We start from the raw sequence: 21,642 nt of genomic DNA on the forward strand, positions 1-21,642 counted from the left end.
GTGCGTCACGCTCTGCGACCAGCAAGGCTGGGGGGCGCTCCGTCTGGACGAGGAATTGATTCAGGCCCGGTCCGTGGACGAGCCGGGTCTGGCCGGACCGCACTGCACGAGCTGCGGCCAGTGCACCCTGGTCTGCCCCTCCGGCGCCCTGGTGCCCCGCTCGGCGGTGGTACCGGTGGAGTCGGCGCTCATGGACCGGGACCGTCACTGCGTCGCGGTGCTGGAGCCGACCGCGGCGGCGGCGCTCATGAACGAGATCAAGGTGGACGCCCAGCCCCGGCTGATCGGTACGCTGGCCTCCCTGGGTTTCGCCGGGGTGGTGGATTCCGCCTGGGGGGCGGACGCCTACCTCGGGGAGCTGGCGGACCGGCTGCACCGTGAAAAACCCCGCGCGGCCGTCATCTCGCCCTGCGAGGCGGTGCGGCGGTACGTCAGGCTCAATCGTCCCGAGCTGGCCGGATGGCTCCCGCCGGAGTCCGGGCCGTCCCAAGCGACCGCCGTCAACTGGCGGCAGAAGGTCTCGCCCGAGCTGGGGCTCGCGCCGGGGCACTGCTATCTGGTGCAGGTGACGACGGGCACGGCCGCCAAGGAGGAGGTCCGGCGCCACTCCGTGGACCGCGAGCGGGGGCTGGACGCCTCCCTCACCGTGCGGGAGCTCACCGGGCTGCTGCGGCGGTTGGGGATGACGCCGGAGACGGCCAAGGCGCGGGGCTTCACCCACCTGCGCGGCTCGCGGCTGGGGACGATGCTCGGGGCGCCGGGGGCGGTGACGGACGGCCTGGCGGTCGTCTGGGCCCAGCGGAGCGGCTCCGCTCCGCCCGCGCCGGGAGGCGGGTTCCTCCCCCCCGAGGAGGAGGAGCGGGAAGTCGAGTTGCCGGGAGGCGGGCCGGTCCGGGTTCTCGTGGCCCACGGCGGGAGGCCGGTGAAAAACGCTCTGGACCGGGCGGTTGAATTGAGCGGGGAGAAGGGAGCGTCACGGGTTTTTCTGGAGCTTTACGCCTGCCCCGGGGGCTGCCTGGGCGGCGGCGGGATGCACCGGCTGGCCGGACCGGCCGAGCTCCAGCGGCGGTATCAGGCGCTGGTGTACCTGGCCGGCGGCGCCCAGTGCGATTACCCGCACCAGAACAAGCAACTGCGGCGCTTCCACCCCGAGCTCTTCGAGCCGATTGGGTAGCGTCCCATCCCCCCTTGGGGGGAGGCTCGCCTACGGGCTGGGGAGGGGGGTTCCTATTCCCCCTCTCCCTTTCAGGGAGAGGGCCGGGGTGAGGGTCGAGGTTGGGAAAGTTTTTCCCTCTCCCCGTGGGAGCGGCGCGCCGGCGCGCCGACGGGCCGGGGGGAGGGCTGGGGTGAGGGGTGCATGTCGTAGGGGCCGACCTTCAGGTCGGCCCCTACGAGGTTAGTGCATAATCTTAATCGAACTCGTAGGGCGGGGATTCTATCCCCGCCGAGACAGCTAACGGCGGCCCGCAGAGGGGCCGCCCTACGCTGTAATTCTCTGGCTGGTGCGGCGGTTCAAGCGCCAACAGCCCTGACCTCGTTTTGATGGACGGCGGCCCGTAGAGGATTCGTCCTGCGGGGCCGCCCTGTATATCTTTGTCGCCGGGGAACCCCCGGCGGTTTGATGCTATAATTGGCGGACCGAAGGAGGTCTAGATGCGCGGAGCGGCCCTTTCCCTTCTGTTCGCCGCCGGATTGGCGGTCGCCGCCGAGCCCGTGACACTGGCCGTGACGGACTTCCAGCCTTTAGGCGTTTTCCCCGACCAGGCCCAGGCGGTGGCGGAGATTATCCGGACCGAGCTCGTGGGGCTCCCCGGTGTGCGGGTCATCGAGCGGTCGCAGCTGGCGCGGGTGATCGAGGAGTGGTCTCTCACTACGGCGGGGATGACGGCCGGCGAGGCCGCCGAGTTGGGCGCGTTGACCGGCGCCGATTACATCGCCGTGGGGTCTCTTTCCGCCTTGGGCGAGACGTACACCCTGGCGGTCCGCCTGGTGGACGTGAAATCATCCGAGGCGGTCCTGGGAGAGACGGTGACGGTGGGGACGACGGCCGAGCTCCCCTGGGCCTGCCGGGACCTGGCCAAGGCCCTGGCCGGGGCGATTGGCGCCGAGTCGGGCGCGGTGCAACCGACGGTCGCGGAACCTGTAGTGGAGCCGACGACGCGCCCGCCCGAGGTCGTCTCGCTCGACTTCTACCGCCACGGCGATTACTCCGCCCCCGCGGTGGGCTTCATTCAGGCCGAAACCGAGATGGTCGTGTGGGTTCTCAAGCTCGGGCGAGAGAAGGCCGGTCCCGAGGAGGTCCACGAGGTCACCGTGGTCTGGACCACCCCGGACGGTGAGGTGCGGTGGGAGGAGGTGCGTCCCGCCGTTTTCGACGAGGGGCGGAACTCCCTGCGCGTCATCGGGGGCAAGGGCTACACCGAAGCCGGCATCTGGCAGGCCGGTGAGTGGAGCGTGCAGGTGAAGCTCGACGGTGCCGAGGCCGCCTCGGGGGGCTTCACCGTGGAGTGACATTCCGATGACCGGTCCGGGGGGCCTCCCGTCCGCGTGTTATAATGCTGATTTGTGGCTGCGTCGTCGCGGAAACCGGCGACGGGAATGCTACTGGTGCTAGGAGGGGTCGTAAATGGCGGCGCTGATCGAATGGGTCCCCAACATCAGCGAGGGCCGGCGGGGCGATGTGGTCAAGGCCTGCGTCGAGCCCTTGAAGTCCATCGAGGGAGTCAAGCTCCTCGACTACTCCTCCGACCCGGATCACAATCGCTCGGTCATCACCTGCGTGGGCGATCCGAAGGGGCTCAAAGAGGCTACACTGGCTCTCTACGCCAGGGCCGTCGAGCTCATAGACATGAATCAGCACTCGGGCGAGCACTCGCGCATCGGCGCGGTGGACGTCTGCCCCTACGTTCCGGTGCGCGACGCGCAGATGTCGGACTGCGACGCCCTGGCCAAGGAATGCGCCCGGGCCGTGGCGGAAAAGTTCAATCTGCCGGTGTACCTCTACCGCGAATCGGCGACGGCCCCGCACCGCCAGAGCCAATCCGACATCCGCAAGGGTGAGTACGAGGGCCTGTCCGCGAAGCTGCGGGATCCCCTGTGGAAGCCCGATTTCGGTCCGGACAAGCCGCACCCCACTGCCGGCGCGACCATCATAGGTGCCCGGCCCTTCCTCATCGCCTTCAACGTCAACCTGGGAACCACCGACGTCGGGATAGGCAAGCGCATCGCCAAGGCCATCCGCGGCTCCTCGGGCGGCTTCATCAACATCCAGGGGGCGGGCTTCTACCTGGAGGACCATGAGGAGGGTCCCGTCGCCATCAAGAGCTACGACGAGCACGGCGCCATGGTCACCCACCAGGGCTCTTTCGCTCGGAAGACGGGCATGGTCCAAATCTCGATGAATTTCCTGGACTACACCAAGACCCCGCTCTTCCGCGTCGTGGAGACCATCCGGCGCGAGGCGGCCCGCTACGGCGTCCCCATCATCCAAACCGAGTTGGTCGGCCTGGCCCCCGCCGACGCCTTCATAGATTCCGCCAAGTGGTACATGCAGGTGGACAACCTGAAAAACACCCAGATAATTGACTTCCAAATCTGATTCCATGAACCCACCCAAGCCACCCTTGGTGACCGTCCGGGACGACGGGTATCCCGACCTGATCGTCCACAACGCCTCGCTGGTCCTGACCTGCGCGGGGAAGGGACCCCGGCGGGGACCGGAGCAGGACGAGCTCCACGCCGTCCCCGATGGGGCCGTGGCCGTCACCGGCAGCCGGATAACGGCCGTGGGCCCCGTGGCCGATATCATGCAGATGGGCGGGGCTCCCACCACCCTCCTCGACGCCCGGGGCGGGATGGTGATGCCGGGTATGGTGGACTCCCACACCCACCCGGTGTACGGAGGTAACCGGGCCGACGAGTTCCTGAAGCGGCTGGCCGGCGCGAGTTACGAGGAGCTGCACGCCGCCGGCGGCGGAATCCAGGCCACCGTGGACGCCACCCGGAAGATGCGCGTGGCCGACCTCGTCGAGAGCGCCCGAGGGCGGCTGTGGAACATGTTCTTCGCCGGGGTGACCACCTTCGAGGCCAAGTCGGGCTACGGTCTCTCCGTGGCCGGCGAGATGACCGTGCTCCAAGCCATCCACGAGCTCGACGCCGAGGGCCCCTGGGAACTGGTGCCGACCTTCCTCGGCGCCCACGCCCTGCCCCGAGAGTACGCCGACGACCGCGCGGGTTACGTGGACCTGGTCTGCGAGAAGATGATCCCCAAGGTGGCTGCGCTGGAGCTAGCCGATTTCTGCGATGTCTTCTGCGAGCGGGGCGCCTTCACCGTGGAGGAGAGCCGCCGCATCCTTCAGGCGGGCCTGGCGCAAGGCCTGGAGCCTAAGGTGCACGCCGACGAGCTCTCCCACTCGGGGGGCACCCGGCTCGGGATCGAGCTCGGCGCCCGCAGCGTGGATCACCTTCCCTTCGTGAGCGACGAGGATATAGCGCTCCTGGGTCAGAGCAAGACCGCGGCCGTCCTTTTGCCCGCGACCACCTTCTTCCTATTCCAGGACCGGTACGCGCCGGGGCGCAGGCTGGTGGATGCCGGGGCCGTCGTCGCCCTGGCCTCGGACCACAACCCCGGCTCCTCCCACACCCTTTCCATGGGGCGGGTCATCGAGCTCGGGGTGATGCGGTGCGGCCTGACGGTGCGCGAGGCGCTCAACGCCGTCACGGTGAACGCCGCCTACGCCTTGGGCCGTGAGAAAGAGTTGGGCAGCCTCGAACCGGGCAAGCAGGCCGATCTCATCATCCTGAACGTGAGCACGCCCGAGGAGCTCATCTACGCCTGGGGCGTCAACCACGTGGTCGCCGTCATCAAGCGGGGTAGGCTGATAGACCGGCGCCGGCAGCCCAACGACAGCCGGCCCAAGAAACAACGCTTTTCCGACCTGTTCAGTTGACCGATACCGAGCGGTCTGCGTGGGCGCTCCCCATCCCCCCGTTACGCGAAGGAGCGACGGATGCTGACGGACCTCACCATCACGGACTTCCTGAAAAAGCTCGGCAGCCAGGAACCGGCCCCTGGGGGAGGTTCCTCGGCGGCTTTGGCGGCCAGCCTGGGGGCGAACCTCCTCTCCATGGTCTGCCAGTTGACCGCGGGGAAGAAGGGTTACGAGGAGTACTGGGACGAGTGCAAGGGGGAGAACGCCGGGATTGCCGAGACCGCCGACCGGCTCCGTGTGCTGATTGACGAGGACACCGAGGCGTTCAACGCCCTGATGGCCTCCTTCAAGCTGCCCAAGGAGAGTCCCGAGGAGATGAAGGCCCGCAATAAGGAGATTCAGAAGTGCACGAAGCGGGCCATCGAGGTGCCCCTCGAGGTGGCCCGGCTGAGCCGCCGCCTTCTCACCAAGGCGCCCCGGATGGCGCTCATCGGGAACCAGAACGCCATCAGCGACATCGGGGTAGGCGCGCTGCTTTTGACCGTCGGAATAAACGGGGCGATTCTCAACGTGGAGATAAACCTCGGCGGAATCAAGGACGAGGGGTTCGTGCGAGAGATGAGGGACGCTATCAAGAACCTCCTCGAGGGGGTTCCCACCGATCTCAACGCCGCCATGGCCAAGGTTCACGAGCGGCTCTAGGTCCAGTTGCGCGAGCTAATCCTCTTACGACACGCCGAAACGGTGGCCAACGAGCGGGGTATCCTCCAGGGTCGGACGGACTACCCCCTTTCCGCGCGCGGCGTCCGGCAGGCCCGGGCCCTGGCCAACGTGCTGGTAAATCTCGGCGTTGACGCAGTTTACGCCTCGCCGGCCGGGAGGGTGGCGGCGACGCTGGCCCCCGCCTTCGAGCGGGGATTTCTACGTCCCGTGATACTCCCCGAGTTGGACGAGATAGACCTGGGAGCGTCGGCGAACCTGACATACGGCGACTTTCAGGCGCGGTCTCTACCCGAGATAGACCTTGATGTGTACCGCCGGGGAGAGTACCGCTTCCCGGGGGGCGAATCCCGTCGGGACCTGTTCGATCGGGCCTCGGTCGCGGCGGAAAAGATTGTCGGCGAGGGGTGGACCCGGGCCCTCGTCGCCGCCCACGGGGGCATCCTCTCCCAGTTCATCGCCAGGGTTCTGGGCGTCCCTTTCGACGGCTGGGTCAGGTTTAGTCTGGACAACGCCTCCCTCGCCAAGGTCGTTTGGCCCGATGAGCGCCCCAGCCTCGCTTTTTTCAACGACCGCGAGCATCTTCCCCCCGAGCTCCGCTCGGACCCCTTCCCACCCCTCTTCCCTAAAGGTTGAACGTGGAGTTCGACCGCGGGCAGCTCAAGCGCGATCTCAACCTCTGCACCTGGGAAGGCTGCCTGGCCCAGTTCCACTCCTCCATAGTCGCCGGCGTCGTCCTGACCGGGTTCGCCATCAAGCTGGGGGCCGACGAGCTTCTGCTCGGCCTTTTGGGCTCCCTGCCCTTTCTGTTCCGGCCCCTCCAGCTCTTCTCGGCCTACCTCATCTCCCGGGGCGTGCGGCACCGGCCGATTTTCATCTGGACCTCCGTCGTGCACCGGATAACGTGGGTCGTTCCGGCGGTGCTCCTCTTCCTGCCCATGGACTCGGGCTCCCGCCTCACGCTTCTCCTCTTCACCGCGGCCGTCAGCTACGCCTTTGCGGCGCCCCTGGAAAACGCCTGGGTTTCCTGGTCCGCCGATTTCGTCCCGGTCACCATCCGGGGGAGGTACTTCGGCACCCGCAACATCTTCACCGGGGCCACGGGGGTCGCGGCCGGTCTGGGCGCCGCGGGGCTCGTGGACCTTTTGGGTGAGGGCAACCTCGCCCTCGGGCACCTCATCGTTTTCGGCGCCGCGGTGGTGGCCGGCTCCCTGAGCGTCTACCTCCTCTCCATCTACCCGCCCTCCCCACGGATGAATCGGAACGAGTTCAACATCTTACAGGGGCTGCGGGACGCCGTGGACAACGACAATCTGCGGCGGTTCCTCTTCGCCCTCGTGTGCTGGAACTTCGCCATCGGCATCGGCGGCCCATTCTTTCTGCCACACGCCCTGAACTACCTCCGGTTTTCCTATACCACCATCCAGCTGTACGGCGTCATCGTGACGGTGGCGGTCCTGGTCACCAACCGGTTCTGGGGCCGGGCGATGGACCGCTTCGGTGCCCGGGCGGTCCTGGCGACCTGCGGGGTCGTGCTGGGTCTCTTCCCGCTGGTCTGGAGCGCGACCGGACCGGGTTTCAGTTGGCCCGTGTGGCCCGAGGCTGTCCTGTCGGGGGCGTTCTGGTCGGCGATGAACCTGGCGGTCTTCGCCGCTCCACTGGCCATCGCGACGAAGAAGAGCCGTCCCTACGCTATCGCCCTGGTGGCGGTGCTCTCCGGCCTGGCGTATTTCGGAGGTTCGATGACGGGCGGCGCCGTGGCGAAGGTGATCGGCGGCACCGTGCCCCTCGCCGGCGGCTGGCCCACCGGGTATCAGCTCGTCTTCGTCATCTCCGGCGTTCTTCGCGTGGCGGCGGCCCTCCTCTTCCTGCGGATGAGCAAGAGGACGGATAGCTACGTCCAACCACTGGTGTCCCATTTGGGGGAGACCGGGTTCAAGCGTCCGGTCAACTGGATTCGCGGTCTTTTCCGCCTAAATTCAGGGCGCGGTTGACGGTGTACGTTCGGGCCGTCATCGCCTGTCTCGCAGCCTTCTGGATTGTCACGGAGGGTGTTATTGCACTGGTTGCCGGACGGGCGCCGGTTTTCCTGCAGCAGGAGCTGGACTGGCTCCAATACGTCCTGTTGCTCGTGCTCGTCGGCCTTTTGACCTGGGCCGCGGTGAGACGCTGCCTCGCCGGTCGGCGGGACAAGGGGGCGGGGAACTGAAGATTACGGTCCAGCCGTCGCGGGAAAGCCCCGCGCTTGACGCGGGAGTAAATTGCGGCTATATTGTACCTGCCCTTGGGGGCGATTCGGGTTCGACGGTGGTCGTTCGAACGTCGGTTGCATGCCGAGGTCGCCGCAGGCCTCGTAAAAAAGGCGGCAAACCAACAAACGCCGATTACGATATGGCGTTGGCCGCTTAAGCTTCCGTTTCGGATAGCTTAGGCACGTAAGGCCCGTCCCCCGCGGCTTCGGCCCATCGGGCCGCGGTGTGGGCGTGAAACTGGTGGGCGTCGAGCCCGGGGTGGCCTTCTTCCCCTGGGGGAGACTATTTAGAAGGGGCTAGTTTCGGGTGGAGGTCGCCGTCGCCCTGCCCGCGGCGAATGTTAAGTACGGCTAAGCATGTAGAGCTGTCGCAAGAGCATCATCGGACGGGGGTTCGATTCCCCCCGCCTCCACCAATGAAAGAGGCTCCTCCGCGGGGAGGAGCCTTGTGTTTACCTGTGAGCGCCGACGGTTTTAGCCCGACCCGCTCGCTCCATTGTTTAATTCGTTGTTTCTTTAAGAGGGAGAAGGAAGGGGATCAAGAATTTCCTTGATTAAAGATGCATACCATATCGTATTTAAATTAAGTACATTGTTTATTCCGCCAGACAGAACGCCAAGGAAGAATACCCCCGGTGAAGGCAATTTAGCCATACGTTCTTCTGTGTTAAGGTAATCAGATATTCGATGTGTAAAAACAGGAGAACCACTCATACCAGGTTCAGCGGCTGCATCAACCAAGAAATTAGGTTTTCCATTGTGATATATACCGTAAGGTGATGCTACACAACCACTCTTTACAATAGGTAAGTTATGGACTTGGTCATAATAACCCTTTGGATATCCAACAATTGAAACATGACTAATCCATGAGGGGTGAATGAATTCTGGTAGCTGCATGTCAGGACTGGTCATCATGCCGGTTGTTTCTGTTAACATTGGGTGATCTTGATTGATTAATACACATACAACGTCAGCATCACTACCATATTCAGGATGCTCTATCCATTGTGGCGTATTATTTTCATCATATAATGGGATAGTGTAAAATTGATTCTGTGTTAAATCATTACCGTCCAAGTCTGTATGTAACCTTACTACGAGTTCAGAAGGATATTGTTCAGTCTTTTCATTGATTACTACATGGCGGTTAGTAACCAATACAAGGTACTTATAGGCGTAAAAGAATCCCGTTGCCAAACCAATCACTGTATTTCCCACTTTCGAGAGAATGGGAGTGGTTATACGTATGTTGTCCTCGGCGCGATGTAGTTTACGTTCTTCGAGAGTCATGGCTGGCTCCTTTCTATTTAACTCTAATGGTTACAGTATACACAAATTTAGTTCAGTTTGGGGAGCATTGCAGCACTCCCCTCTGGACACCGTACCCGGCGTCAACCTTCGACGGCCCCTCCCCGTTGAATCGGCATCCTCCTCACCGTGTTCCCGACCTGAAGGGAATGCTCCCGTTAAAAAAAAGCCCTTCCGGTGGAAAGGCGCGGGGGAGAACCGCCGTCGCCGGGTCAAAGGGTGAAGCCCAGGGAGAGAGAGCCGCCCAGGCTGGCGTCCACGTCTCTGGGCCGGATGAGGTTGCTCATCAGCGCCAGGCTCATGTGGAACACGTCGCCGATGTTGAACCCCATCCCGGCGGAGAGGGTGAACTTGGCGGGGGACGCTTCCTCGAAGAGGGCGTTGTAGTTCGTGCTCATCCCGGCGCGCACGGTGACGATACCCGCGAGTTCGTACTCGGCTCCGATGGCGAGGTTCCGCTCGTGGTAAGGGACCACGTCCTCCTCGACCCCGGTCAGCGGGTTGTACACGCAGGACAGATTCGCCACGGGTAAAAGGTCCAGGTCCATCGCCACGAGAAGGCCGTCTATTGGTTCGTAGGCCGCTCCGATGCGAAGCTCCGGGTTTATCCGGGTGGGCTCGAAGCGGGGATCGTCCCAGGCGAGCTGGGTGGGGATGAGATTGCGCGCCAGGAGCCCGTATTGGAAACGCTCGCCCCATTTCCCCTGGACGCCCAAATCAATGCTGAATCCGCTCCCCGTGGCGATGGTGCGCAGGGTGAAAATGTTGTTGAGAATCCAGTTCGAGCCGACGTCGAAGATGCCCGGGTCGAAGTTGGTGATGTCGGCGTCTGAAAGAATGCCGACGGAATCCCCGTCGCGCTCCCCGTGGATGAACTTGAGGGTCACGCCCACGGCGATGTAGTCGTCCCGGGTCAGCTCGAAGGAGTAGCCGTAGCTGAGACCGATGGTGTTCGTCACCAGACCTGAGAGGGTGATGCGGGAGCGGTTTTCCTCCAGACCGATGTCGTTTCCGGGAGTGTCGCCGATGAACGAATCCCGGTCCGGGTCGTTGGGATCGTAGCCGGGCCAGAGCAGGTCGAACTCCTCCTCGGTCAGCAGGCCCTCATTGTAGAGGGCGAGGACGTCCGAGGGGGATTGCAGGTATTCGCTGGGAATGAGCCGGGACAGGTGGGTGTCCACCCAGGGTCCGACCTCGATGTGGTTTTCGTACAGCCAGGAGACGACCGCCGGGCCGACCTGGGTTGCCACGCCGGAGTGCAGATCCCAGGCGATGCCCACCCCGGGCTCGTTAAAGGCGGCGAGGGAGTCCACGATGTCGTTTACATAACGGTGAGCCTCCTCGGGGTTTTTGTCTATGTAGTCCATGAGGCCCTTGTAAGTCTCCGGGAAATTGTCTCTGAGATTGTAATACTGGTTCAGATCGTTGACGTACTGGGTGAGGTTGTCCTCGCCTGAGAAACCGAAGATGCTGTCGGTGGTCGAGAGGTTGACCTGGTTTCCGAAGGCCGCCGGATTCCAGAAGGCGGCGGTGGCGTCGTCAACCAGCGCCACCTGGGCGCCGCCCATCCCCAGAGCCCGGGTGCCGAAGATGTTCATCCCGACGGCCGGAATCGTGAGGATAATCATGCCGAGAATGATTCGTTTTGAATAAATCACGCGCTAACCCAATGTTTCTCGCCTCCATTTTAGGGCTTAAATTCCAAGATTACAAATGTTTTACTTCGCACCGCCGACGCCACCTCCCCCGGGAGTGGTTCAATGCGATAACCCCCCATGTTTTACGGCATGAAGAAAGGTCGTAGGCGGGCGGCCTTTTTTCCTCCGGGGCGCTCGGGCGGCGCGAATTTTCAGTCCTTCTTTTTCCCCAGACACTCGAAGGTCGCGACTCGCCGTCTGAGCGTCGAAAGCGATATCCCCAGCGCCGTCGCCGCGTGGGTTTTGTTGTCCCGGTAAAATTTCAAGGCCCGCTCGATGTAGTCCTTCTCGACATCGGCCAGGGGTCGCACTTCGGATGTTCCCGGTCCGGCGTTTTTCCCGGAGCCGCACTCTATCAGCGACGCGGGATCGAGCTCCCCGCCGTCGGCGAGAATCACGGATCGCTCCAGGATGTTGCGCAGCTCACGCACGTTGCCGGGCCAGCGGTAACTCATCAGCACGGCGAGCTGCTCCTCGGGAAGCGCCCCGTAGACCCCCTGGGTCATGTTTTCCAGAAGGTTCCGGCACAGAAGGGGGATATCCTCCCGGCACTCCCTCAGCGGGGGGACGTTAATCGTGATGACGGCCAGTCTGTAGTAGAGGTCCTCGCGGAAGCGGCCGTTCTTTATGTCCAGGACGATGGGCCGGTTCGTGGTGGCGAGGACCCGGACGTTCAGTGGTATCTCCACGTCGCCCCCCAGGCGGCGAATCCGGCCCTCCTCCAGGACGATCAACAGTTTGCTCTGGAGCGGGAGGGGCATTTCCGCTATCTCGTCCAATAAAAGGGTGCCGTCCTTGACCAGCTCGAAGACGCCCTTCCGCCGTGCTTCGGCGCCGGTAAAGGCCCCCTTCTCGTAGCCGAAGAGCTCTGATTCGATGAGGTTCTCGGGGATTGAGGCGCAGTTCACGCTGAGGAGGTCTTCCTTCCGCCCGCTCAGGCGGTGGATGGCCCTCGCCGCGACCCCCTTGCCCACCCCGGTTTCCCCGGTGATGAGAATTGTGGAATCGGTCTGGGCGGCCAGCTCGATGAGCCGCTTTGTCTCCTGAATCGCCGTTGAATCGCCGACGAGCTCGTCGGTCTGTCGCGCCCTCTCGAGTTGGAATTCCGTAATGCGATTGCGCCGTTCGAGCTCAGCCAGACGGGCTGCCTTGGCCACCGTGAAGTAGAACTCGTCGAGCTCGAGAGGTTTGGTGAGGTAGTGGAAGGCTCCGTTCTTGACCGCCTCGACCGCCTCGGTGAGCGACCCGTAAGCGGTTGCGAAGATAACCTTGACCCCGGGGTCCGCCTCCCGAATCTGCCGTTCAATCTCCGATCCCCGGATGTCGGGGAGCTTCTGGTCCAACAGGACGATGTTGGGGTTCCAGGTTTTGAAAAATTCGAGTCCTTCCCTGCCCGTGGTGGCGTACCGGACGTCGTAACCTTCGAGGCTAAGTCCGTCGCAGGTGCTCTCGCAAAAGGCAGAGTCGTCGTCAACGATGAGCACGCGAGTCTTAGTTTCCATTTTCATTACCTCGCCTGAGGGGGATTGATTAGCCTTAATATGTTGGATTGCATTTAAGTGTTCATTATCGCGGTTCTTTGCGCCGGTAGATTTTGTCAAACCCGATGGTCGCCTCCCGTAAGTCGGCCGTTCCGCACGGCCCGTGGCTACGAGGCTCTCACGCTCCTTGAATTCTTCAGGGCGTTCTCGATGGTGCTTTTCAGGCCGAAGAGCTCGAAGGGTTTTACCAAGTACCCGTCGCATTCAACGGTCTCGGTGCTTTCGGGCAGGGCGCTGAGCATCACCACCGGCGTGTCGTAGAGCGAGTGGATGATCTTGGTGGCCTCGAGACCGTTCATTTTCCCCCTAAGCGTGAAATCCATCAGGATTACGTCGGGACGGGTTTTTCCGCACTGCTCCACCGCTTCCTCGGCGGTGGAGAAGACGCCGATTACATCGTAGCCGAGCCGGGAGAGGCGCAGGCTCAGGTCCATGGCGACGATAATTTCGTCTTCCACGATGATGATTTTTTCGGGCATGGGCCGATTTACCGGTGGCATAAGTTTGTTTCTCCTTGGTGGGGGGACGACGGGTGCACCCCGATCAGCTCCCCGCTATTAAGGCTTTTATTTGAAACGTTTGAGTATCTGCGGCATGGATGCCGTACTGTACGAGTGAGCAATCTCCGTGCCTCTTACGGATGAGCGCATTTAAAACCCACCCCCGCGTCGTCCGGGTTGGCGGCGGGGGTGGTTGGCGGACTTTAATTTAAATATAGATCGTCGTACGGGTGCGGGTTGCGCGAAATGTCTCCGGGGTGGAGACAGCCAAGATGGTCGTTTCAGAATGACGGGGTGGTTTATTCCGCGACGGCACAAAAAAAGCCCCTGCGGGCCGGTTAAGGGCGCGCCGTCGTCGCTTACACGGCGTACCCCCGCTTCCCCATGATTTCGCGGAAGGTTTCCCTCAACTCCTCGTCGCCGATGTTTTCCACTATCTCGTTGTATGTGACCCGGGCGGATTCCCAGAGACGGGCGGCCTTATCCGCTTCGCCGATCCGCTCGTGGAGCGTCGCCAGGTGCACCGCCTCCTCCACCAGGCTGGTTTTGTCCGTTTCCTTCTCGAAACCGGCCTCGGCCGTGGGCAGGAAAGCCCGGATACGTTCCCGTTCCTCCAGGGTGAATTCCCTCCGACGCGCCGTCAACCCCAGGGCGGTCAGGCGGTAAACGGCTATCTCCTTCTCGTCCATGAAATCGCCCACCTCGGCGAAAAGCGCCTCGGACTCCTCCTCGCGCCCGACCTCGGCGTAGAAGACGGCGAGGGAGAGCTTGACGACCAGGGTCATCCGGTGAGCCCCCACCTCACCGTAGATTTCAATCGCCCGGCGGAAGTGCTTCTCGGCCTTTTCGTAATCCCCCCGCAGGCGAAACAGGGAACCGAGGCCGTAGTTGGCGTAACCGTCGCCCAGGCGGTTGTCTATGATTGCGTTCATCTCTAGATAGCGGGTGTTGAGTTCCTCGGCGCGGTCAAAGCGGCCCAGGGTGGTGTAGATCGAGGCCAGGTTGTTGCAGTTGATGGCAAGCCCCAGCCTGTCGCCGCAGCGCTCGGCGATGTCGTAGGAGCGCTGCAGCAGCTCGATGGCCGTCCCGTAATTGCCCTTCTCCATCTCCACGGTGCCGATGTTGTTCAGCACGCTCTGCATGCCGAGAAGATAGCCGTGCTTCTCGTAAAGCTCCAGGGTGCGGCTCTGGTACACGCGCCCCTCGTCGAGCAGTTTCAGTTCGTTGAGGATGCTGGCGTGGATATTCGAGATGCGGGCGCGGACCTTGTCCGAGGCGAAATCATCCTCCCGGACCTGGGAGATGACCTCTTCGGCCCGGGAAATGTAGTTCAGGGCCTCCGGGAAATCTCCGCGGAGATAGTGGACCCAGGCGATGCCGTACAGGGTCTTGCCGTGGAGCAGGGAGGGCGGTTCGTCCTTTAAAAGCGTCAGGGCGTCGTCGTAGTACTCCAGGGAACGGGGGTATTCGCTCAGCCGCTCGTGGGCCGATCCCATCCACTCCATAATCTCCGCGCGCTCCACGACGGTTTGACAGTACCCCAGCGCGGCCGTAAAGAGGTCTATGGATTCGTGCGGCTTTCCCGTCTCCAGACAGACGTTGCCCCACCCCAGGTAGACCCGGCGGGTGAGATCCCCGTCTTGCGAGTTCTCGACCGCCTTGGCGTAAAAACGCTTCGCGTCCTCGTTCGCGTAGAGCGACGCGGCGTGTTTTCCGGCCTCGAAGTAGTACGGGGCGGCCTTTTCCGGCGCGCCGCCGTTTTCGAAGTGGTTGGCCACCAGCGACTGGTAGGCCTGGATCCGGTCGGAGTAGTTGTTCTCGATCCACTTCGCCGTCTTGAGGTGAAGCTCGCGCTTCTCCCGATGGAGGAGGCTCTTGTAGACCGTCTCGTGCAGAAGGACGTGCTTGAAGATGTACTCCAGGTCGTCCTCGAAGATGGATTCGAGCCGCCGGTGGATGAGATCCCGCTTCTCCAGGTCCGCCAGGTGGTCGCCCACCGCGTAGTTCATCAGCTCGGTCACGATCCGCCGCCAGAACACCTCACCGACGACGGAGGCGCGCTGGATGACCTTCTTCTCCTGGTCGGGGAGGTTGTCTATCCGGGAGCGGAGCACCCCCTCCACGGTGTCGGGAATGTCGAAGCCGCCCTCTCCATCGTTCGTGAACCAGTGTCCGTCCCGGTATTCGAGGTCCCCCTTTTCGATGAGGTTCTTGATTATCTCCTCGACGAAGAAGGGATTGCCGGCGGCGAGCTCGACGATGGACCGCCGCTTGGCTTCGTCCAAATCCTCGACGGTCAACAGCTCGGACAAGAGCCGGCGCGTGTCGTCGGGGGAAAGGTCCTCGAGATTGATTCTCGTGTGGTGTTCCGACTTCTGGAGATCCTCCAGGAGGGTCCGCGCGTCTGTGTGGTCCCCGGGGGGGCGGGAGTTGATGATCAACAGGCAGCGGGAGTTGGCCAGGGACCGGGCCAGATGGCCGATGAGCGTCAGGGAGGAGTTGTCGGACCACTGGACGTCCTCCATCAGCATCACGATGTTTTCCTCTTTGGCCAGTGCTCCCAGCAGTTCCTCAACCACCAGGAGCACCTGGTTGTGAATCTGCCGGGTGTCCTGGTCGTCGGGTGAGTCCCCGTCCTGGCTGAGGGAGAGGATTTTCCACAGGGTACTCACGGCGTCCACGTCGCCGATCATCCGGCGACCTAGAATCCTGGACACCGACGAGGCGAGTTGGTCGGCCATCTCCTTTTGGGGCATGTCGTCCTTGATCCCGATGGCCTTCTTGATCATCTCGGCGATGGGGTAGTACGGGGGTGCTCCCGCGTAGCCCAGGCAGCGACCGTGCAGAACCCTGGACTTCGAGTCCGCCTGCTGGAGGGCGAGAAAAAGTTCCTCAACCAGGCGGGTTTTCCCTATCCCGGCCTCCCCGACGATGGTCACGACCCGCAGCCCCTTCCCCTCCGCCACGTCCCGGTAGATGCTCCGGAGTAGGTCGAGCTCCTTCTTCCGCCCGATCAGGGGCGACGAAAGCCCGGGCACGCCGCGGATTTTCCCCCGCACGATCTTTTCCCCGACGACCTTGTGGCGCTTGAGCTCCGTGCGAAGGCCCTTGGCCCGGATGCGGGACAGCTCCTGGAAGGTGAAGAACTCCTTCGTCTTGCGGAAGACCTCGTCCGAGACGACGACGGCCCCCACGAGGCCGGTCGTCTCCAGCCGGGAGGCCAGGTTGACGGCGTTGCCGAATACGTGGTGCGCGCGGCCCGGCGCCTGGGAGTGCCGGCTGACGATGACCTCGCCGAAGTGGACGCCCACGCGGACCTCGAGCTCCAGCCCTTCGTTGACGCCGTAGTTGCGGGCGCTGTCCACGATACGCAGCCCGGCCCGCACCGCCAGCTCGGCGTCGTTCTCGTGGGTCACCGGCACCCCGAACACCGCCATGACCGAGTCGCCGATGAACTTCTCCACCACCCCGTTCATGGCCACCACACCATCGGCCATCACCCGGAGGCACTCCTCGATTTTGTCCTTGGTCTCCTCGGGGTCGTGGCTGGCCACGAGCTCGGTGAAGTTGCAGATGTCGGCGAAGAGTATGGCGACGTCCTTTCGCTCCTCCTCCATCGTCACCACGGCGAGCGGCTCGCCGCAACCACCGCAGAAACGTACGTTTGGTGCGTTTTTAAAACCGCAGAGACCGCAGGTGATAGGTTCGGTCGTCATAAGAAAGATGCTACTCGGATTGCACGTACTCCTCCATCAACTGCCGGACCACAAGCTCGGAGTTGTAGGTGCCAATATGAGCCAGGTCGGCAAAATCGTCGGGGTCGCCGCCGTAGGCCTCAACGCTGGTGAAGTCCCGCCAGGAAAAACCCTCGTATTCGATGGAATCCCAGTATGCCATTGCTTCGGCCAGTCTCTCCTCGTACTCGGTATGCTGCCGGAGGAAGTCGAGTAGGATCGGGTGGTTGCCGGTGACGTAGCCGATCACCCGGATGTTGTTTTCGGAGCAGAGGTCGATGAATCGGTCGAAATAAGCGATTCGGGAGGGATGAAGCTCAGTAAAGCCTTTGTAGATATCGTAGAGTGATTGCAACAGGTTGCTCGATATCTTGACCACGCTTCTGCGCGACTCCTTTTCCATATAGTCGCCGGTCAAGGGATCGAACTCGTATTTGCCGCTGGGTTTGATCCCCATCAGATGATTCCACAGGGCCGTGAAAGAGTAGCGCAGCGAATCGCTGATGATTTGTAGGAGGTCTTCGTGACCCGCTTCAGGGAGGGGCAAATCCTCGATGAGGTAACGACTTAGTTCGGGAACCTGGAGAAGCTGCCGGTGTACGGGCCAGATGTTGCTGAACAACTCCGGCTCTAGGCCGACGATGATTAACTTGATCGGTTTGCTGTTGTATTCTAAAAGTAGTCGCAGTTGGCAGTAATAGTCCTCGGCGCGGGTCATATTGATGCCATAGTTGAAGGCTTTTAGTCCGTACTGCTTGAGCTGGGCCGCCTCAAGCCGCATCACCCGGCTCGAACCAAAAATAAAGGCATCATAATCCCGATTGTTATCCGGATTATAAAGGTAGTCGTTGGTCTTAACGAAGCGGTAATGGGAGGTGACGGGGGTGATAAGTTGTTCGCCTGAGTAAATGTCCAGCGGGTCCACCAGGTACTGAAAAACCAGCAGGGCTAGGATGGGGAGCAGGAAGATCAGGAAACGCTTGAACACGGAAGACACATCCGCTCCTAGAACTGGAAGTAGATGAACTCGGAGCCGCCGAAGGTGCCGAAGCAGAGCACCCCGACGACCAGGGCGTAGTAGATGCTCCAGCGGACCCAGCCGGGCAGCTTTTCGATTTTAAGGGCGTGGGGCTTCCTCCGCTGCACCCACTCGACGGCGAGCAGGCCCAGGCTGACCAGTACGGGCATCACGTAGTAGGTGTACCAAACCTGGCCCAGCATGAGCGGGTGGGTGACCATCCGGGTGAGATACCCGAAGGCCTGCCCGAGCGAATCGGCCCGGAAGAACACCCAGCCCAGAAGGACTAAAAGGAATGTCCCCACCATCTGCCCCGTCTCCTTGAGGCTGGGCAGGAGGCGCTTTTTCGCCACGACGCCGGTGAAGGTCGGCGGCTCTTTTTTTAAAATCATGGGGATGAAGTAGAGCCCGTTCAACAGGCCCCAGGCGACGAAGGTCCAGTCGGCGCCGTGCCAGAGCCCGCTCACGGCGAAGGTCACCAGGGTGTAGAGAATCCAGCGCGCCTTCCCCTTGAACGGCCCCCCCAGCGGGTAGAAGATGTAATCCCGGAACCAGCTCATCATCGAGATGTGCCAGCGCCGCCAGAACTCGGTGATGTTCCGGGAGAAGTAGGGGCAGGCGAAGTTGGGGTTGGTTTTGAAACCCAGGAGCTTCCCCACGCCGATGGCGATGTCCGAGTAGCCGGAGAAATCGGCGTAGAGCTGGATGGCGTACAAAAAGATCCCGATGCCTAGCACCAGGCCGTCCTGGTGGTTGTAGGTCAGGAAAACCGCGTCCACGTAAACGGCCAGAAAATCGGCCACGGCGATTTTCTTCACCAGTCCCCAGAGAATCTGCCGCAGGCCGTCCTTGGCCTCGTCGGCGTCGAAGGTCCGGGGTTTCAAAAACTGCGGCAGGAGGTTCTTCGCCCGCTCGATGGGCCCGGCGAAAAGCTGTGGGAAGAAGGCGACGTAGGCGAAGTACGCCACGGCGTCCCGCGTCGGCTCACACTTTTTCCTGAAAACGTCTATGGAGTAGGAGAGGGACTTGAATGTGAAGAAGCTTATCCCCAGGGGGAGGATGATGTTGAGCGTGGTCGGGTCGGCCTTCAGGCCGAATAATCGTAGCAGGTCGGCCGCCGAGTCGGCGAAGAAGTTGAAATACTTGAAGAAACCGAGTATGCCGAGGTTGACGACCAGGCTCACTCCCAGGAGGAGCCGCCGCCGCCCCGGCCTTTCCTCGACCGCCAGCCCCCGCCCCACGAGGTAGTCCGACAGGGAGACGATTATTATCAGGCCGAGGAAGCGCCAGTCCCACCAGGCGTAGAAAAGGTAACTCGCGGCGAGGAGGAGCAGATTCTGGTACCGGGGCGGCTTACGGCGCAGGAGCCAGTAGCCGACGACCACCGCCGGGAGGAAGAGGGCGAATTGAAGGGAGTTGAAGAGCATCGGCGTCCGGCGGTTTAGGGTTCCAAGGTAAGCCCTATTGTACCAAAACGTAGTCACTTTCTCAGCGGACCGTCGCCGGTCCACTACTGTGTGAGCGTTTTAATTTTGCTAAAATGTCCGCGAGCAGCGCACACTAGGGAGTTTTGATGAAAAACGCCTTTCTAGTACTGTTGACCCTGGGGGTAACGCTCGCCGGGGCGGGGTACGTCTCGGCCGTGCCGACGGGAAGCCCGGCGCCCGATGGGGTCTACCTCGGCATTTCCGGCGGGTACGAGCTTTACCTGACCCGAGAGCCCCTGGCCAGAGCCGTGGAAATCGGCGACTCCGACGCGCCGCTCTACCTGGTCTCGACCATCGAAGGGCCGGTGCGCCTCCCGGGCGTCGCCACGGTCCACGGCTTCCTCCCCGATGGGAGCGCCGTCTGCCGGCTGACGCGGGAGGAGCTTCTTCGGCTCTGCGGCGACCCAAACCTTTACTTCCGGCGGTTGATGCCCGTAGTGCGCGCGCCGGAGAGGCCGATGCCGCCCGGGTTGTTCTCGGTCGAAGGGGGACTTATCAACGAGCTGGTGGAGGAGGTGGACCTGGCGTCCATCATGGCCTTTGACGAGGACCTGGCCGCCTTCCGCACCCGATACACCACCAGTGAGGGTAACTTCCAGGCCCAGGACTACCTCGCCGCCCTCCTGGAGGAGTACGGGTACGAGGTGGAGATGGATAAAAGGTTATTCGGCCCTCTCAGCAGGTTCTCGGTGGATGACGAACTGGTCGCCATGGCCGGAGGCGACGAGATTAATCGTATCGGAGAGTGTTTTTTCTCTAATGACGGAGGAGAAGACTTCAGTTTCATCGGAAATTCGCCGGAACTCGGCGATGAGAGCTGGGGTGGAGTTGAAGTCTTCTCTCCCAACACCATACATTACGCCGGCGGCCGATTCTACTACCGCTCCACCAATGGGGGAATAACCTGGAGAAAAACCGAGATCCTGGATGACGAGTTCAACAGGGTCGTGACCATGTTCTTCTTCACCCCGGAGGTGGGGTATATCTTCACCTCCCGGGGCCGGGTTTACCGGACCGGCGACGGGGGCGACAGTTGGGAGGCCCGCGGGATGATGGGCGACATCGTGTACTCCGCGGCGTCACCGGCGGGCGCGCCGGACACGGTTCTCGCCGCGCCCCGAACCGGTGCCATATTCAGGAGTACGGATGGCGGTTGGACCTGGGATCGGGTCTACCGAGACGAATACGGAGATTACTGCTGGGACCTGGTCTTTGAGGATGGAGCTAAGGGACTTGGGGTTGGCGGCTGGGTCTTTGTCACCACCGACGCCGGCGAGACCTGGGAGCGGCTCGACAATCCGTCCCCCGACCGGGACCTGGTCAGCGTCTCCCTCCTGGGACCGGGCGAGTACCTGATCTGCAACGATTGGGGCGGTCTGTGGTACACCGACGACGGGGGTGAAACCTGGGACGACCGGTCCGGCGGCCTTGACAGCGTGGGGAGCCTGATAACGGACACCGCCTACGATGACGGACGCTTTTGGGTGCTCTGCTCCGACTACCCCGGTTACTCCGACGACGGCGGTTACAGCTTCACCTGGCTGCCCTTCTGGCTCCCCGACGGTTTTCAGGGGCTGACGATGACCAATGTGATAGGCGAACGGCGGGGTACGTCCCGACCCGACGAGTACGTATACTCCACCGCCCACTATGATTCGACCAGCCACGATTCGGACCCGATGGAGCTGGCCCCCGGGGCAAACGACAACGGCTCCGGTTCGACGGCCCTCCTCGAGCTGGCCCGTGTCCTGGTGCCCTACGACAACCGGCGCACTCTCCGGTTCGCCTTCTTCGACGCCGAGGAGTGCTGGTGGACCTCGTGGGCGAAGCCTGCGAAAAGTACGGCGACGGCCTAACCTGGACCAAGTGGCTGGAGCGTCACGGCGGCTCGGACCAAGCCTCGTTCTGGAACGCCGGGTACGCCGCCCTCCTCGGCATCGAGGACCACCCCGTCACCTACCCCTACTACCACTCCCAGGAGGACGACTACCCGAACATCGAAGACCACTTCCCCTTCACCCGGCAGGTGACGCGGGCGACGGCGGGGGCGCTGGCCCAGCTCATCGGGCTCATCAAGCCGCCCGATGGGGAAGGCCCGACCGGACCCTACGCCTACCCGAACCCCTTCCGCGGCGGGGAGCACGATGCGGTCACCTTCGCCAACCTCACTCCGCGCACGGAGATTTCCGTCTTCGACGCGGGCGGGGCCCGGGTCTTCCGGGCCACGGCGGAAAGTTCCGAATATTCTTGGGAAGTGGTTAATTCTTCGGGACTTACGCTGGCCTCGGGGATTTACATCTATCTTCTAAAAACGCCGGACGGGGCGGCCACCACTGGCAAACTGGCCGTTATCCGTTAAATTTTTTATTTACAAGGCAAAGAACGGGTGATATGATTCCATCGCTTTAGCCGTAATTTGGCTAGGGTTGTCAAGAGGGCGGCCCCCGGCCGT

At 62.4% G+C, this 21,642-nt stretch carries 17 protein-coding genes and 1 other RNA gene; 11 read left to right on the forward strand and 7 right to left on the reverse strand.

Annotated features, from left to right (window positions below; genetic code table 11):
• From NTW26_05500 to ssrA, 9 genes are all read left to right on the forward strand, one after another.
• On the forward strand, positions 1-1,174 hold a 1,174-nt coding region (locus NTW26_05500), incomplete at its 5' end, for a hypothetical protein (protein ID MCX7021719.1).
• 479 nt (positions 1,175-1,653) lie between these two features.
• Positions 1,654-2,511: a hypothetical protein gene (locus NTW26_05505; GenBank protein MCX7021720.1), complete on the forward strand. Its 858-nt coding sequence runs from the start codon at positions 1,654-1,656 to the stop codon at positions 2,509-2,511.
• 115 nt (positions 2,512-2,626) lie between these two features.
• A complete protein-coding gene (ftcD, locus tag NTW26_05510; protein ID MCX7021721.1) occupies positions 2,627-3,598 on the forward strand; it encodes a glutamate formimidoyltransferase in 972 nt (323 codons plus the stop codon).
• Positions 3,599-3,602: 4 nt separating this feature from the next.
• Positions 3,603-4,949, forward strand: coding sequence for an imidazolonepropionase (gene hutI / locus NTW26_05515; protein ID MCX7021722.1), 1,347 nt, complete (start codon positions 3,603-3,605; stop codon positions 4,947-4,949).
• Between the two features lie 60 nt (positions 4,950-5,009).
• Complete coding sequence (locus NTW26_05520; GenBank protein ID MCX7021723.1) at positions 5,010-5,633, forward strand: cyclodeaminase/cyclohydrolase family protein; 624 nt, start codon at positions 5,010-5,012, stop codon at positions 5,631-5,633.
• Positions 5,634-5,639: 6 nt separating this feature from the next.
• Positions 5,640-6,287 carry a histidine phosphatase family protein gene (locus tag NTW26_05525; GenBank protein MCX7021724.1) on the forward strand — a complete coding sequence of 216 codons (648 nt, stop codon included), beginning with the start codon at positions 5,640-5,642 and terminating at the stop codon, positions 6,285-6,287.
• A gap of 2 nt (positions 6,288-6,289) precedes the next feature.
• Positions 6,290-7,645: an MFS transporter gene (locus NTW26_05530; GenBank protein ID MCX7021725.1), complete on the forward strand. Its 1,356-nt coding sequence runs from the start codon at positions 6,290-6,292 to the stop codon at positions 7,643-7,645.
• Positions 7,642-7,860 (forward strand): hypothetical protein, encoded by a 219-nt coding sequence (locus NTW26_05535; protein ID MCX7021726.1) that lies wholly within the window; start codon positions 7,642-7,644, stop codon positions 7,858-7,860. Before NTW26_05530 ends, NTW26_05535 begins: the two co-directional genes overlap by 4 nt.
• Before the next feature lie 77 nt (positions 7,861-7,937).
• Positions 7,938-8,318, forward strand: a transfer-messenger RNA (tmRNA) gene (gene ssrA, locus NTW26_05540).
• A gap of 100 nt (positions 8,319-8,418) precedes the next feature.
• On the opposite strand, the gene NTW26_05545 is transcribed toward ssrA, so the two are convergent.
• From NTW26_05545 to NTW26_05575, 7 genes are all read right to left on the reverse strand, one after another.
• Positions 8,419-9,195, reverse strand: coding sequence for a trypsin-like peptidase domain-containing protein (locus NTW26_05545; protein MCX7021727.1), 777 nt, complete (start codon positions 9,193-9,195; stop codon positions 8,419-8,421).
• A gap of 230 nt (positions 9,196-9,425) precedes the next feature.
• On the reverse strand, positions 9,426-10,871 hold the full coding sequence (locus NTW26_05550; protein ID MCX7021728.1) for a hypothetical protein: 1,446 nt from the start codon (positions 10,869-10,871) through the stop codon (positions 9,426-9,428).
• Positions 10,872-11,062: 191 nt separating this feature from the next.
• Positions 11,063-12,412 (reverse strand): sigma-54 dependent transcriptional regulator, encoded by a 1,350-nt coding sequence (locus NTW26_05555; GenBank protein ID MCX7021729.1) that lies wholly within the window; start codon positions 12,410-12,412, stop codon positions 11,063-11,065.
• A gap of 146 nt (positions 12,413-12,558) precedes the next feature.
• On the reverse strand, positions 12,559-12,951 hold the full coding sequence (locus tag NTW26_05560) for a response regulator (GenBank protein MCX7021730.1): 393 nt from the start codon (positions 12,949-12,951) through the stop codon (positions 12,559-12,561).
• Between the two features lie 359 nt (positions 12,952-13,310).
• Positions 13,311-16,667: a tetratricopeptide repeat protein gene (locus NTW26_05565; GenBank protein MCX7021731.1), complete on the reverse strand. Its 3,357-nt coding sequence runs from the start codon at positions 16,665-16,667 to the stop codon at positions 13,311-13,313.
• Between the two features lie 10 nt (positions 16,668-16,677).
• Positions 16,678-17,682 carry a hypothetical protein gene (locus tag NTW26_05570; GenBank protein ID MCX7021732.1) on the reverse strand — a complete coding sequence of 335 codons (1,005 nt, stop codon included), beginning with the start codon at positions 17,680-17,682 and terminating at the stop codon, positions 16,678-16,680.
• Between the two features lie 8 nt (positions 17,683-17,690).
• The gene (locus tag NTW26_05575; protein ID MCX7021733.1) at positions 17,691-19,130 is read right to left on the reverse strand and encodes an MBOAT family protein; all 1,440 of its coding nucleotides are present in this window, start codon (positions 19,128-19,130) and stop codon (positions 17,691-17,693) included.
• Positions 19,131-19,276: 146 nt separating this feature from the next.
• On the opposite strand from NTW26_05575, the gene NTW26_05580 reads away from it, so the two are divergent.
• On the forward strand, positions 19,277-21,046 hold the full coding sequence (locus NTW26_05580) for a M28 family peptidase (GenBank protein MCX7021734.1): 1,770 nt from the start codon (positions 19,277-19,279) through the stop codon (positions 21,044-21,046).
• A complete protein-coding gene (locus NTW26_05585; protein MCX7021735.1) occupies positions 21,001-21,549 on the forward strand; it encodes a T9SS type A sorting domain-containing protein in 549 nt (182 codons plus the stop codon). Before NTW26_05580 ends, NTW26_05585 begins: the two co-directional genes overlap by 46 nt.
• Positions 21,550-21,642 lie beyond the last annotated feature (93 nt).

The organism is bacterium, assembly GCA_026398675.1.
Lineage (GTDB): Bacteria > RBG-13-66-14 > RBG-13-66-14 > RBG-13-66-14 > RBG-13-66-14 > RBG-13-66-14.

Bases quoted from the DNA above. Each gene is read 5' to 3' on its own strand.
- NTW26_05505 (MCX7021720.1), top strand. From the start codon at position 1,654: ATGCGCGGAGCGGCCCTTTCCCTTCTGTTCGCCGCCGGATTGGCGGTC.
- ftcD (MCX7021721.1), top strand. From the start codon at position 2,627: ATGGCGGCGCTGATCGAATGGGTCCCCAACATCAGCGAGGGCCGGCGG.
- hutI (MCX7021722.1), top strand. From the start codon at position 3,603: ATGAACCCACCCAAGCCACCCTTGGTGACCGTCCGGGACGACGGGTAT.
- NTW26_05520 (MCX7021723.1), top strand. From the start codon at position 5,010: ATGCTGACGGACCTCACCATCACGGACTTCCTGAAAAAGCTCGGCAGC.
- NTW26_05545 (MCX7021727.1), bottom strand. From the start codon at position 9,195: ATGACTCTCGAAGAACGTAAACTACATCGCGCCGAGGACAACATACGT.
- NTW26_05555 (MCX7021729.1), bottom strand. From the start codon at position 12,412: ATGGAAACTAAGACTCGCGTGCTCATCGTTGACGACGACTCTGCCTTT.
- NTW26_05560 (MCX7021730.1), bottom strand. From the start codon at position 12,951: ATGCCACCGGTAAATCGGCCCATGCCCGAAAAAATCATCATCGTGGAA.
- NTW26_05565 (MCX7021731.1), bottom strand. From the start codon at position 16,667: ATGACGACCGAACCTATCACCTGCGGTCTCTGCGGTTTTAAAAACGCA.
- NTW26_05575 (MCX7021733.1), bottom strand. From the start codon at position 19,130: ATGCTCTTCAACTCCCTTCAATTCGCCCTCTTCCTCCCGGCGGTGGTC.
- NTW26_05580 (MCX7021734.1), top strand. From the start codon at position 19,277: ATGAAAAACGCCTTTCTAGTACTGTTGACCCTGGGGGTAACGCTCGCC.